General features: G+C 61.4%; 10 protein-coding genes, 1 tRNA gene and 1 pseudogene. All 12 read right to left on the reverse strand.

Annotated features, from left to right (window positions below):
* Positions 1 to 17 precede the first annotated feature (17 nt).
* Positions 18 to 4,253 carry a DNA-directed RNA polymerase subunit beta' gene (gene rpoC, locus R1Z03_RS22845; protein WP_272566789.1) on the reverse strand — a complete coding sequence of 1,412 codons (4,236 nt, stop codon included), beginning with the start codon at positions 4,251 to 4,253 and terminating at the stop codon, positions 18 to 20.
* Between the two features lie 17 nt (positions 4,254 to 4,270).
* Positions 4,271 to 8,383: a DNA-directed RNA polymerase subunit beta gene (gene rpoB / locus R1Z03_RS22850; RefSeq protein WP_317355493.1), complete on the reverse strand. Its 4,113-nt coding sequence runs from the start codon at positions 8,381 to 8,383 to the stop codon at positions 4,271 to 4,273.
* Between the two features lie 275 nt (positions 8,384 to 8,658).
* The gene (rplL, locus tag R1Z03_RS22855; protein WP_272550599.1) at positions 8,659 to 9,036 is read right to left on the reverse strand and encodes a 50S ribosomal protein L7/L12; all 378 of its coding nucleotides are present in this window, start codon (positions 9,034 to 9,036) and stop codon (positions 8,659 to 8,661) included.
* A gap of 39 nt (positions 9,037 to 9,075) precedes the next feature.
* A complete protein-coding gene (gene rplJ / locus R1Z03_RS22860) occupies positions 9,076 to 9,600 on the reverse strand; it encodes a 50S ribosomal protein L10 (protein WP_272566785.1) in 525 nt (174 codons plus the stop codon).
* 35 nt (positions 9,601 to 9,635) lie between these two features.
* Entirely contained in the window at positions 9,636 to 9,806 is a 171-nt protein-coding gene (locus tag R1Z03_RS22865) for a hypothetical protein (RefSeq protein WP_317355499.1), read from the reverse strand.
* Positions 9,807 to 9,835: 29 nt separating this feature from the next.
* Positions 9,836 to 10,531: a 50S ribosomal protein L1 gene (rplA, locus tag R1Z03_RS22870; protein WP_272566783.1), complete on the reverse strand. Its 696-nt coding sequence runs from the start codon at positions 10,529 to 10,531 to the stop codon at positions 9,836 to 9,838.
* Between the two features lies 1 nt (position 10,532).
* Positions 10,533 to 10,964: a 50S ribosomal protein L11 gene (gene rplK, locus R1Z03_RS22875; RefSeq protein ID WP_092941599.1), complete on the reverse strand. Its 432-nt coding sequence runs from the start codon at positions 10,962 to 10,964 to the stop codon at positions 10,533 to 10,535.
* 107 nt (positions 10,965 to 11,071) lie between these two features.
* Positions 11,072 to 11,665, reverse strand: coding sequence for a transcription termination/antitermination protein NusG (gene nusG / locus R1Z03_RS22880; protein ID WP_272566782.1), 594 nt, complete (start codon positions 11,663 to 11,665; stop codon positions 11,072 to 11,074).
* Positions 11,665 to 12,048 (reverse strand): preprotein translocase subunit SecE, encoded by a 384-nt coding sequence (secE, locus tag R1Z03_RS22885; protein WP_317355509.1) that lies wholly within the window; start codon positions 12,046 to 12,048, stop codon positions 11,665 to 11,667. Before secE ends, nusG begins: the two co-directional genes overlap by 1 nt.
* 89 nt (positions 12,049 to 12,137) lie before the next feature.
* Positions 12,138 to 12,213: transfer RNA gene (locus R1Z03_RS22890), tRNA-Trp, on the reverse strand.
* Positions 12,214 to 12,226: 13 nt separating this feature from the next.
* Positions 12,227 to 12,316: pseudogene (locus R1Z03_RS22895) on the reverse strand (elongation factor Tu); the annotation flags it as partial.
* Positions 12,317 to 12,437: 121 nt separating this feature from the next.
* A complete protein-coding gene (gene nirD, locus R1Z03_RS22900; protein ID WP_317355512.1) occupies positions 12,438 to 12,836 on the reverse strand; it encodes a nitrite reductase small subunit NirD in 399 nt (132 codons plus the stop codon).
* Positions 12,837 to 12,897 lie beyond the last annotated feature (61 nt).

The raw sequence follows: 12,897 nt of genomic DNA on the forward strand, positions 1-12,897 counted from the left end.
AGGGAGCGTACCGTGGCTTATTGGGCCGTGGCGTCGCCCAGGCTGGTGGTGCTTTCGACGTCGGAAGAGTCTTCGGTCGTGGCAGCCATTTCAGCGGCTTCGGCATCGGCGATGGCGCGGCGCTCGGCGTCGTCCATGGCTTCCTTGGCCTTGCGCGCCTGGTGGTAGGCCAGGCCGGTACCGGCAGGGATCAGGCGACCCACGATGACGTTTTCCTTCAGGCCACGCAGCTCGTCGCGCTTGCCCATGATGGCAGCCTCGGTGAGCACGCGGGTCGTTTCCTGGAAGGAAGCGGCCGAGATGAAGGAATCGGTCGACAGCGAAGCCTTGGTGATCCCCAGCAGCACGTTGCTGTACGTCGAAGGGATCTTGCCTGCGGCCTGCAGCGCCTCGTTCGTGTTCAGGATCTCCGAACGCTCGACCTGCTCGCCGGCGATGTAGTTGGACTCGCCCGGGGCCTCGACCACGACGCGGCGCAGCATCTGGCGAACGATCACCTCGATGTGCTTGTCGTTGATCTTCACACCCTGCAAGCGGTACACGTCCTGCACTTCATCGACGATGTAGCGCGACAGCTCTTCGATGCCCAGGAGGCGCAGGATGTCCTGCGGATCGGCCGGGCCGTCCACCACGGACTCGCCCTTGTTCACGACCTGGCCTTCGTGCACCAGGATGTTCTTTTCCTTGGGGATCAGTTCATCCCAGACCTTGCCGTCCGGATCGGTGATCTGCAGGCGCACCTTGCCCTTGGTTTCCTTGCCGAAGGACACCGTACCGGTGATCTCGGCCAGCATGCCCTTGTCCTTGGGCGAGCGCGCTTCGAACAGTTCGGCCACGCGGGGCAGACCGCCGGTGATGTCGCGGGTCTTCTGGCCTTCGACCGGAATCCGCGCCAGCACTTCGCCGGGGCCCACGTCCTGGCCATCGCGCACCTGGATCAGCGAGCCGATCTGGAAGCCGATGGTCACCGAGTGGTCGGTGCCGGGGATCTTCACTTCCTGGCCTTGCGCGTCGATCAGCTTGACCTGCGGGCGCACCACCTTGGCGGAGCCGCGGCGCTTCGGATCGATCACGACCAGCGTGGACAGACCCGTCACATCGTCCACCTGCTTGGCGACCGTGAGGCCTTCCTCGACGTTCTCGAACTTCACCTGGCCGGCGAACTCCGTGATGATCGGGCGGGTCAGCGGGTCCCAGTTGGCGAGGATGGTGCCGGCCTTGACCGTCTGGTCGGCCTTGACCGCCAGCGTCGCACCGTACGGCACCTTGTGGCGCTCGCGCTCGCGGCCGTGTTCGTCATGGATGACGATCTCGCCGGAACGGGCGATCACCACCAGCTCGCCCTTGGTGTTGCTCACGTAGCGCATCGTGGCGTTGAAGCCGATCACGCCGTTGGACTTGGCCTCCACGCTCGATGCGATGGCAGCGCGCGAAGCGGCGCCACCGATGTGGAACGTGCGCATGGTCAACTGCGTGCCGGGTTCGCCGATGGACTGGGCGGCGATCACCCCCACGGCTTCGCCGAGGTTGATCAGGCCGCCGCGGCCCAGATCGCGTCCGTAGCACTTGGCACACAGGCCGTAGCGGGTTTCGCAGGTCAGCGCCGTGCGCACCTTCACCTCGTCCACGCCGGCGACTTCGAGTTCCTCGATGAGGTCTTCGTCGAGCATCTGGCCGGCAGGGGCCAGCACTGCGCGCGTTTCGGGGTGCAGCACTTCGTCGGCCGTGGTGCGGCCCAGGATACGGTCGCGCAGCGATTCGATGACTTCACCGCCCTCGACGATGGCGCGCATCAGCGAGCCATTGGAGGTGCCGCAGTCTTCTTCGGTCACCACGAGATCCTGCGTCACGTCCACCAGACGGCGGGTGAGGTAGCCCGAGTTGGCCGTCTTCAGCGCCGTATCCGCCAGGCCCTTACGGGCACCGTGGGTGGAGATGAAGTACTGCAACACGTTCAGCCCTTCACGGAAGTTGGCCGTGATGGGGGTCTCGATGATGGAGCCGTCCGGCTTGGCCATCAGGCCGCGCATGCCGGCCAGCTGGCGAATCTGCGCTGCGGAGCCGCGGGCGCCGGAGTCGGCCATCATGTAGATGGAGTTGAACGACTCCTGGTCCACCTCGTTGCCGTGGCGGTCGGTGGTCTTTTGCTTGGCCAGCTGGGCCATCATGACCTTCGACACTTCGTCGCCGGCCTTGCCCCAGATGTCCACCACCTTGTTGTAGCGTTCGCCAGCCGTCACCAGACCGGACACGTACTGCTGTTCGATCTCCTTCACTTCCTTCTCGGAACGCTCGATGATCCCGGCCTTTTGCGGCGGCACCAGCATGTCGTCCACGCAGATGGAAATACCGGCGCGCGTGGCGAGGCGGAAACCGTTCTGCAGCAGCTTGTCGGCGAAGACCACCGTCTCCTTCAGGCCGCACTTGCGGAAGCTCACGTTGATGAGCTTGGAGATTTCCTTCTTCTTCAGCGCCTTGTTGATGTTGCTGAAGGGCAGGCCCTTGGGCAGGATCTCGGACAGCAGCGCACGGCCGGCCGTCGTTTCCACCAGCGACGTGGAAGGCACGAATTCACGCGTTTCCTTGTCCTTGGTCCACTCGGTCAGACGCACCGTGATGCGCGCGGCCAGTTCGACCTCGTTGGCATCGAGAGCGCGCTGCACTTCGCCGGTGTCGGCGAACACCAGGCCTTCGCCCTTGCCGTTGATGCGATCGCGGGTGGCGTAGTACAGGCCCAGCACCACGTCTTGCGACGGGACGATGGAAGGCTCGCCCGAGGCCGGGAACAGCACGTTGTTGGAGGCCAGCATCAGCGTGCGGGCTTCCATCTGCGCTTCCACAGACAGCGGCACGTGAACGGCCATCTGGTCACCGTCGAAGTCGGCGTTGAAGGCCGCGCAGACGAGCGGGTGCAGCTGAATGGCCTTGCCTTCGATCAGGATGGGCTCGAACGCCTGGATGCCCAAACGGTGCAGTGTGGGCGCACGGTTCAGCATCACCGGGTGTTCCTTGATGACCTCTTCCAGGATGTCCCACACCACCGGCGTGCCGGATTCGACTTCCTTCTTGGCGGCCTTGATCGTCGTCGCGATGCCCATGGCTTCCAGGCGCGAGAAGATGAAAGGCTTGAACAGCTCCAGCGCCATCAGCTTGGGCAGACCGCACTGGTGCAGCTTGAGCGTCGGGCCCACGGTGATCACGGAACGACCGGAGTAGTCCACGCGCTTGCCCAGCAAGTTCTGGCGGAAGCGGCCGCTCTTGCCCTTGATCATGTCGGCCAGCGACTTGAGGGCGCGCTTGTTCGCGCCCGTCATGGCCTTGCCACGGCGGCCGTTGTCCAGCAGCGAATCGACGGCTTCCTGCAGCATGCGCTTTTCGTTGCGCGCGATGATTTCCGGGGCCTTCAGCTCCAGCAGGCGGCGCAGGCGCGAGTTGCGGTTGATGACGCGGCGATACAGGTCGTTCAAGTCGGAGGTCGCGAAGCGGCCACCGTCCAGCGGCACCAGCGGACGCAGGTCCGGCGGCAGCACGGGCAGCACGTCCAGCACCATCCACTCGGGCTTGATGCCGGACTTCTTGAAGGCTTCCAGCACCTTCAGGCGCTTGGCGTTCTTCTTGACCTTGACTTCGGAGCCGGTCAGATCGCCGCGCAGCTTTTCGATTTCGAGGTCGATATCGATGGCTTCGAGCAGGTCCTTGATGCCTTCCGCGCCCATCTTGGCGATGAACTCGTCACCGTATTCCTTGCGCTTGGCGTCGTAGTCGTCCTCGGACATGATGCTGAACTTCTTCAGCGGGGTCATGCCGGGGTCGGTCACCACATACGCTTCGAAATACAGCACGCGCTCGATGTCGCGCAGCGTCATGTCCAGCACCAGGCCCAGGCGCGATGGCAGCGACTTCAGGAACCAGATGTGGGCGCAAGGCGCGGCCAGATCGATGTGGCCCATGCGCTCGCGGCGCACCTTGGTCTGCGTGACTTCAACGCCGCACTTCTCGCAGATCACACCGCGGTGCTTGAGGCGCTTGTACTTGCCGCACAGGCATTCGTAGTCCTTGATGGGACCAAAAATCTTGGCGCAGAACAGACCGTCGCGCTCGGGCTTGAACGTGCGGTAGTTGATGGTCTCGGGCTTCTTCACTTCGCCGAAAGACCACGAACGGATCTTCTCGGGCGACGCCATGCCGATGCGGATGGCATCGAAATGCTCGTCCGGGGTGAATTGCTTGAACAGGTCGAGTAGTGACTTCATAAACCTAGTCCCTTCGATTAAGAACGTTCGAGTTCGATGTCCAGGCCCAGGGAACGGATTTCCTTGACCAGCACATTGAACGATTCCGGCATGCCGGCCTCGATGGCGTGTTCGCCCTTGACGATGCTCTCGTACACCTTGGTACGGCCCTGCACGTCGTCGGACTTCACGGTCAGCATTTCCTGCAGCACGTAAGCGGCGCCATAGGCTTCCAGCGCCCACACTTCCATTTCCCCGAAACGCTGGCCACCGAATTGGGCCTTGCCGCCCAGAGGCTGCTGCGTGACGAGCGAGTAAGGACCCGTGGAGCGGGCATGCATCTTGTCGTCCACCAAATGGTGCAGCTTCAGGTAATGCATGTAGCCGATGGTGGTCGGGCGCTCGAAGCGCTCGCCGGTGCGGCCGTCGAACAGGTACGCCTGCGTGCGTGCGGAGGTCAGGCCCTTGCGCTCGGCGATGTCGTCCGGATAGGCAATCTTGAGCATGTCCTTGATCTCTTCTTCCGAAGCGCCGTCGAACACCGGGGTGGCATACGGCACGCCGTTGGTGAGGTGACCGGCCATGACCATCAGTTCATCGTCGTTGAACTGCGACAGGTCTTCCTTGCGGCCGCGCGAGTTGTACACCTCTTCGAGGAACTTGCGCATGTCGGCCGCCTTGGCCTGCTCCTGCAGCATGTTGCCGATGCGCTGGCCGATGCCCTTGCCGGCCCAGCCCAAGTGCACTTCGAGCACCTGTCCGATGTTCATGCGCGATGGCACGCCCAGCGGGTTCAGCACGATGTCGGCAGGGGTGCCGTCGGCCATGTAGGGCATGTCTTCGACCGGGACGATCTTGGACACCACACCCTTGTTGCCGTGGCGGCCGGCCATCTTGTCGCCGGGCTGCAGGCGGCGCTTGACGGCCAGGTACACCTTGACCATCTTCAGCACGCCCGCAGGCAGCTCGTCGCCTTGCGTGAGCTTCTTGCGCTTTTCCTCGAAAGCCAGATCGAAGCTGTGGCGCGTCTGCTCCAGCGAGTTTTTGATCGACTCGAGCTGCGTGGCCACTTCGTCTTCCGCCGGGCGGATGTCGAACCAGTGGAACTTCTCGACGGAGGCCAGGTAGGCCTTGTCGATCTTCGTGCCCTTGGCCAGCTTTTGCGGGCCGCCGTTGGCCACGCGGCCGTTCAGCAGCTTTTCGATCCGGTCGAACGCGTCGGCTTCCACGATGCGCAGCTGGTCGTTCAGGTCCAGGCGGAAGCGCTTGAGTTCGTCGTCGATGATTTGCTGGGCGCGCTTGTCGCGCTGAATGCCTTCGCGGGTGAACACCTGCACGTCGATCACGGTGCCTTGCGAGCCCTGGTCCACGCGCAGCGAGGTGTCCTTCACGTCGGAAGCCTTCTCGCCGAAGATGGCGCGCAGCAGCTTCTCTTCGGGCGTCAGCGTGGTCTCGCCCTTCGGCGTGACCTTGCCCACCAGCGTATCGCCGGGTTGCACTTCGGCACCCACGTAGATGATGCCGGACTCGTCCAGGCGGTTCAGCTGCTGCTCCGACAGGTTCGGAATGTCGCGCGTGATTTCTTCGGCGCCCAGCTTCGTGTCGCGGGCCATGACCACCAGTTCCTCGATGTGGATCGAGGTGTAGCGGTCTTCTGCCACGACGCGTTCGGAGATCAGGATCGAATCTTCGAAGTTGTAGCCGTTCCAGGGCATGAACGCGATCAGCATGTTCTGGCCGATGGCGATTTCGCCGAAGTCCGTCGATGCGCCGTCGGCGATCACATCCCCCTTGGCCAGCACATCGCCCTTCTGGACGATGGGGCGCTGGTGGATGTTGGTGTTCTGGTTGGAACGCTGGTACTTGATGAGGTTGTAGATGTCCACGCCCACTTCACCGGCCACCGCTTCCGCGTCGTTCACGCGGACCACGATGCGGGTCGCATCCACATAGTCCACCACGCCACCGCGGTTGGCGGTCACCACGGTGCCCGAGTCCACGGCCGCCACGCGCTCGATGCCGGTGCCCACCATGGGCTTTTCCGGACGCAGCACGGGCACGGCCTGGCGGGACATGTTGGCACCCATCAGTGCGCGGTTCGCGTCATCGTGCTCGAGGAACGGCACGAGCGAGGCGGCGACGGACACGATCTGTGCAGGCGACACGTCCATGTACTGCACGCGCTCGGCGCTCAGCAAGGTCGACTCGCCCTTTTCACGTGCCGACACCAGGTCGCCCGTGAGGCGGCCTTCCTTGTCGAGCGTGGCATTCGCCTGGGCGATCACGTACTTGCCTTCTTCGATGGCGGAGAGGTAATCGATCTGGTCGGTCACCTTGCCGTCCACCACGCGGCGGTACGGCGTTTCGATGAAACCGTACTCGTTCAGGCGGGCGTACAGGGCCAGCGAGTTGATCAGCCCGATGTTCGGGCCTTCCGGCGTTTCGATCGGGCACACGCGGCCATAGTGGGTCACGTGCACGTCGCGCACCTCGAAACCGGCACGCTCGCGGGTCAGACCACCCGGGCCAAGGGCCGATACGCGGCGCTTGTGGGTGATTTCGGCCAGCGGGTTGGTCTGGTCCATGAACTGCGACAGCTGGGACGCACCGAAGAACTCCTTGAGCGCCGCGGAAATCGGCTTGGAGTTGATCAGGTCGTGCGGCATCAGCGGCTCTTGCTCGGCCTGGCCCAGACGCTCCTTCACGGCCTTCTCGATGCGCGCCAGACCGGTGCGGTACTGGTTCTCAGCCAACTCGCCCACGCAACGCACGCGGCGGTTGCCCAGGTGATCGATGTCATCGACTTCGCCGTTGCCGTTGCGCAGGTCCACGAGGATCTTGACCACGGCCAGGATGTCCTCGTTGGAGAGCACCATCGGGCCGGTAGATTCGTCGCGGCCGATCTTGGCGTTGAACTTCATGCGCCCCACGCGCGACAGGTCGTACGTGTCAGGGTTGTAGAAGAGGCGCTGGAACAAGGCCTGCACCGCGTCTTCCGTCGGCGGCTCGCCGGGGCGCATCATGCGGTAGATCGCCACGCGCGCAGCGAATTCGTCCACCGTTTCGTCGATGCGCAGCGTCTGCGAGATGTAGGCGCCCTGGTCGAGTTCGTTCGTGTAGATGACTTGCAGGTCCTGCACGCCGGCGGAGCGCAGCTTCTTGAGCAGCGCTTCGGTCAGCTCTTCGTTGGCCTTGGCAATGATTTCGCCGGTGTCGCCGTCGACGATGTTGCGCGCCACCACGCGGCCGATCAGGAAGTCTTCGGGCACGCTGATGTGCGTGGTGCCGGACTGCTCCAGTTCGCGGGTGTGGCGGGCCGTGACGCGCTTGTCCTTGGCCACGACCACCTTGCCCGACTTGTCGGTGATGTCGAAACGTGCCACTTCGCCACGCAGGCGGTCGGAGACGAACTCCATCTGCGCGCCGCTGTCCATCAGGCGGAAGTTGTCGTTGACGAAGAAGTTCGCCAGGATCGATTCGGGGTTCAGGCCGATGGCCTTCAGCAGGATCGTGACCGGCATCTTGCGGCGGCGGTCCACGCGGAAATACAGGATGTCCTTCGGATCGAACTCGAAGTCCAGCCACGAACCGCGGTAGGGAATGATGCGCGCCGAGAACAGCAGCTTGCCCGAGCTGTGGGTCTTGCCCTTGTCGTGCTCGAAGAACACGCCGGGCGAGCGGTGCAGCTGCGAAACGATCACACGTTCCGTGCCGTTGATGATGAACGAGCCCTTGTCGGTCATCAAAGGCACCTCGCCCATGTAGACCTCTTGCTCCTTCACTTCCTTGACGACCTTGGACTGCGACGTGGAGGACTCGCGGTCATAGATGATCAACTGCACCTTGGCCCGCACGGCCGAGGCAAAAGTCAAACCACGGGTCTGGCATTCACGCACATCGAATGCCGGCTTGGCGAGGTTGTACTCGATGAACTTCATCTCGACAAACCCATTGTGCGAGACGATCGGGAAAGCAGCGTCGAACGCGGCCTGCAAGCCTTCTACGGTTCTTTTCTGGGGGGCTTTGTCAGCTTGCAGGAACGCGGTGTATGCGTCCTTCTGCATCTGCAGCAGGTAAGGGACTTCCAGCACGCTGTCGCGGCTGCCGAAACTTTTGCGAATCCGCTTGCGTTCGGTATAGGAATAGGCCATGAGATCTCCGGGCAAAGACATGAGTCCTGGGTCTTCGACGACTGACCTGCAAGGGCGCTTCCTTGCAGGCTTGGCGGTTGGCCACTACCAACCATGGCGGACGGCGATGCGTTGCACATCACCCGAACCAAGGTATCTTCTGCTGTCGGGATGGTCAGAAGACACTAGAAAGCAGTGGCGTGGGCACTGCTTTCTGGTGCGCTCTGGGCGTGAACCCCATAAGCACCAAAGGCTGGGAGCCCTTGCGGAGCCCCCAGCCCTGGAATCCAGGCGAATTACTTGAGTTCAGCCTTGGCGCCAGCTTCCACCAGCTTCTTGACGGCAGCTTCGGCGTCGGCCTTGGCAATGCCTTCCTTGACGTTCTTCGGAGCGCCGTCCACCAGATCCTTGGCTTCCTTGAGGCCCAGGCCGGTGATTTCGCGCACGGCCTTGATCACGGACACCTTGTTGGCGCCGGCTTCGGTCAGCACCACGTTGAATTCCGTTTGCTCTTCTGCAGCTGCAGCAGCACCACCGCCGCCGCCAGCAGCAGGAGCGGCCATAGCGGCTGCGCTCACGCCAAACTTTTCTTCAATGGCCTTCACCAGCTCATTGAGTTCCAGAACCGTCATGCTGTCCAGCGCGGTCAAAAATGCGTCTTTATCGAATGCCATTTTTATTTCCTAACAATTGGTTGGTTGTCTGCCGGGCACTCAAGCCGCGACAGGTTCGGCGGCCGTTTCGGCAGCGCCTTCGCCTTTTTTGGCCGCCAACGCGCCCAGCACAACGGCCGTACGCGAAATGGGGGACATAAGCAAGCCGCAAATCTGAGCCAACAAAACTTCCTTGGGAGGAATGTTAGCCAGTTGCTTAACGCCGTTGATATCCAGGGCTTTGCCACCGAAAGCGCCACCGCGAATCACCAATTTGTCGTTGGTCTTCGCGAAATCGGCCACCACCTTAGCGGCGGCCACAGCGTCTTCGGAGAAGCCATAGATCAGCGGGCCGGTCATCTGGTCCGCCACCACGTCAAACGCGCTGCCAGCCACAGCACGGCGAGCCAGGGTGTTCTTCAGAACACTCAGGGTCACGCCCTTGCTGCGAGCATCAACACGCAGTTTGGTCATGTCGGCGACCGTGATGCCACGGTACTCCGCGATCACAAGCGTTTGAGCTTTAGCGGCGAGGCTGGTCACTTCACTGATGACCGCTTCTTTCTCACTGCGATTAAGACTCAAGGTCTACTCCTTAAAATGCGCACTCGGCACAGGCCTCATACACGCTCTTGTTGCAGCGACCAACTGTTCAGGAAATTTTCCATCTGCAGCGGGATCGCCATCTGCGTTGGCATCACTGTGGATTTAAGCGCGACCGGTTCGCGCACCAACGGTCTTGGATGGCCTGCGGCGACCGAAGCAGCCGCAGCCCACCACATCGAACCCATCCAGGGATGGATTCGAAGATTTCTTGCAATTACGCTGCGATGGATTGCGTATCCACGCGGACACCCAGGCCCATCGTGGAAGACACAGCCACCTTGCGCAGGTACACGCCCTTGCTGGTTGCAGGCTTGGCCTTGGTCAGCGCTTCGATCAACGCAGCCAAGTTGCCTTGCAGCTTGTCGTTGTCGAACGAGCGGCGGCCGATCGTGCTGTGCACGATACCGGCCTTGTCGACGCGGAATTGCACTTGACCTGCCTTGGCGTTCTTCACGGCCGTAGCGACGTCAGGCGTCACAGTGCCCACCTTGGGGTTTGGCATCAGACCGCGTGGGCCGAGGATTTGACCCAGCGTACCCACAACGCGCATGGCGTCGGGGGCGGCGATCACCACGTCGAAAGGCATGTCACCGGCCTTGACCATCGCGGCCAGGTCGTCCATGCCAACGATGTCAGCGCCAGCAGCCTTGGCTTCTTCAGCCTTGGCGCCTTGGGCAAATACCGCCACACGGGTCGTCTTGCCAGTGCCGTTCGGCAGCACCACGGCGCCGCGAACCACTTGGTCAGACTTCTTGGCATCAATGCCAAGCTGAACAGCCACATCGATGGATTCGTCGAACTTGGCCGTAGCGGCTTCCTTCACAATTACGACGGCGTCAGCGAACGCGTACAGCTTGTTGCTGTCGACTTTGCCTTGCAGGGCTTTTTGTTTCTTGGTCAGCTTGGCCATTTTATAAACCCTCCACCGTCACGCCCATCGAGCGAGCGGAACCGGCCAGCGTGCGCACAGCGGCGTCGACATTGGCAGCGTTCATGTCCTTCATCTTGGTCTTGGCGATCTCTTCGAGTTGCGCACGAGTGATCTTGCCGACCTTGGTGCTCAATGCGTTGGCAGAGCCCTTTTCAAGCTTGATGGCCTTCTTGATCAAGGTCGTCGCAGGCGGCGTCTTGATGATGAAGGTGAAGCTCTTGTCGGCAAATGCCGTGATGACCACGGGCAGTGGCAGACCTGGTTCCACACCTTGGGTCTGCGCGTTGAACGCCTTGCAGAACTCCATGATGTTGAGACCACGCTGACCCAGCGCAGGGCCAATTGGTGGGGATGGATTGGCCTTACCAGCTGGAACTTGCAGCTTGATAAAACCGACGATTTTTTTCGCCATGGTTTACTCCTTGCGGGTATTAGCGCCTAGGCCAGTGGCCTCAGCTCCCCGGGGTTTACGACTCATCAAACAATTCGCACCGAGTCGAAAAATGCGAATCCAAACAATCAGGTTTTTTCGACCTGACCAAATTCCAACTCTACGGGGGTAGAACGGCCGAAGATCATCACCGATACACGCACCCGGCTTTTCTCGTAATTGACTTCCTCGACGGATCCATTGAAGTCGGTGAAGGGACCCTCTTTAACACGGACCAGCTCACCCACCATGAATTCAATCTTGTGCCGAGGCTTGTCCGTGCCTTCCTGCATTTGGCTGACGATCTTCTGAACTTCTTCTTCAGAAATAGGAGCCGGGCGATTCTTGGCACCACCAACAAAACCCGTCACCTTGTTCGTGTGCTTGACCAAGTGCCAGGTGTCATCGTCCATGACCATTTCCACGAACACATAGCCGGGAAAGAGTCGACGTTCAGTGGTCTTGCGCTGACCATTCTTCATTTCAACGACCTCTTCGGTCGGAACGAGAATGCGGCCGAACTTCTGCTGCATGCCAGCGCGACCGATGCGCTCCACGATGTTGCGCTCAACCGCCTTTTCCATGCCGGAATAAGCATGAACGATGTACCACCGCAAATCAGGATTCACAGGAGTGGCCGGGCTGGCAGCGTCAGTGCCGCTGACTTCGATAGCGTCCGTCATTACTTTCTCCACCCCAGAATCAAATCGTACAAAACCCATTCCAAGGTCTTGTCGGTGAACCAGAGAAAAAGCGCCATGATGACAACAAACGCAAAAACGTATGCCGTCATTTGAAGCGTCTCTTTCCGCGTGGGCCAGACAACCTTCCTGACTTCACGCCAGGCATCCTGCGCGAAACCCACGAATTGACGGCCAGGCTCAGACACCAAAAACACAGCTACCGCAATTGCAAGCCCGACAAGCAACGCAGCCCACTGGACAATCGGCCCTTGCTTTCCAAGCAAATAGAACCCGGCAATCGCTGCAAGAACAATTGCCACCACCGCAGCAAGCTTGGCTTTATCAGCGCCCGTACTAACAGTTTCAACTTGAGACGTGGCCATACTTAACTGGTTTCTTACTTTAAGTTTCGGCATCCACAAGACACCGAAGCCCGCCAGGGCCTGGCGGGCTTGTAATTGCCACGATCAAGTGGCAGGGGCAGTAGGAATCGAACCTACAACCTTCGGTTTTGGAGACCGACGCTCTGCCAATTGAGCTATACCCCTACATTCACGCTTTTTAAGCAATGATCTTGGCCACGACGCCGGCGCCGACGGTACGGCCGCCTTCACGGATGGCGAAGCGCAGGCCTTCTTGCAGCCAGCAGGGTCGCCTTTTCTTTGCTTACTTTCTTTTGGCGAAGCAAAAGAAAGTGAGTGCGCCGCCGGGCGCACACCCCGGCCCCGGGAGAAAAATCCGCAGCCACCGCAAAAACAAAACACAGCCAGCCTCAAGCATCCAACCCAGAACCAACAACACCCCGCCTCAAAGGCCCCGCCACCGGCCGCAAAAACTCCACCGCATGCCCCGCCAACTCAACAGCATCCAAAAACACCTCCCCCCCCTCCACCTTCACCGCAAACTTCGGCGTACACCCCTCGTCCGGCGCCGAAGCCTGCCCATCGCACAACCCGATCGTCCAGTTGTGCAGCGGACACGCCACGCTCGTCCCGAACACGATCCCCTGCGACAGGGGCCCCCCCTTGTGCGGACACCGGTCCAGCAGCGCGAACACCTCGTCCGCCCCGTTGCGGAACACCGCCACGTCCAGGCCCTGCGGCCGCGCCACGCGGCGCGAGCCCAGCACGGGAATGTCGTCCACACGGCAGATGTATTTCCAGTCGCTCATGGCGGCTCCTTGCGAATCGGGGGGATGAATGAATGAAAGGGGTGGTGGCAATGGCTGGGCC

Origin of the sequence: Acidovorax sp. BLS4 (assembly GCF_032929295.1) — a bacterium.
GTDB lineage: Bacteria > Pseudomonadota > Gammaproteobacteria > Burkholderiales > Burkholderiaceae_C > Paracidovorax.

Excerpts from the sequence above, each read along its gene's own strand:
- secE (WP_317355509.1), bottom strand. The coding sequence starts at position 12,048 with ATGGCCACGTCTCAAGTTGAAACTGTTAGTACGGGCGCTGATAAAGCC.
- rpoB (WP_317355493.1), bottom strand. The coding sequence starts at position 8,383 with ATGGCCTATTCCTATACCGAACGCAAGCGGATTCGCAAAAGTTTCGGC.
- rplK (WP_092941599.1), bottom strand. The coding sequence starts at position 10,964 with ATGGCGAAAAAAATCGTCGGTTTTATCAAGCTGCAAGTTCCAGCTGGT.
- nusG (WP_272566782.1), bottom strand. The coding sequence starts at position 11,665 with ATGACGGACGCTATCGAAGTCAGCGGCACTGACGCTGCCAGCCCGGCC.
- R1Z03_RS22865 (WP_317355499.1), bottom strand. The coding sequence starts at position 9,806 with ATGGGTTCGATGTGGTGGGCTGCGGCTGCTTCGGTCGCCGCAGGCCAT.
- nirD (WP_317355512.1), bottom strand. The coding sequence starts at position 12,836 with ATGAGCGACTGGAAATACATCTGCCGTGTGGACGACATTCCCGTGCTG.
- rplL (WP_272550599.1), bottom strand. The coding sequence starts at position 9,036 with ATGGCATTCGATAAAGACGCATTTTTGACCGCGCTGGACAGCATGACG.
- rplA (WP_272566783.1), bottom strand. The coding sequence starts at position 10,531 with ATGGCCAAGCTGACCAAGAAACAAAAAGCCCTGCAAGGCAAAGTCGAC.
- rpoC (WP_272566789.1), bottom strand. The coding sequence starts at position 4,253 with ATGAAGTCACTACTCGACCTGTTCAAGCAATTCACCCCGGACGAGCAT.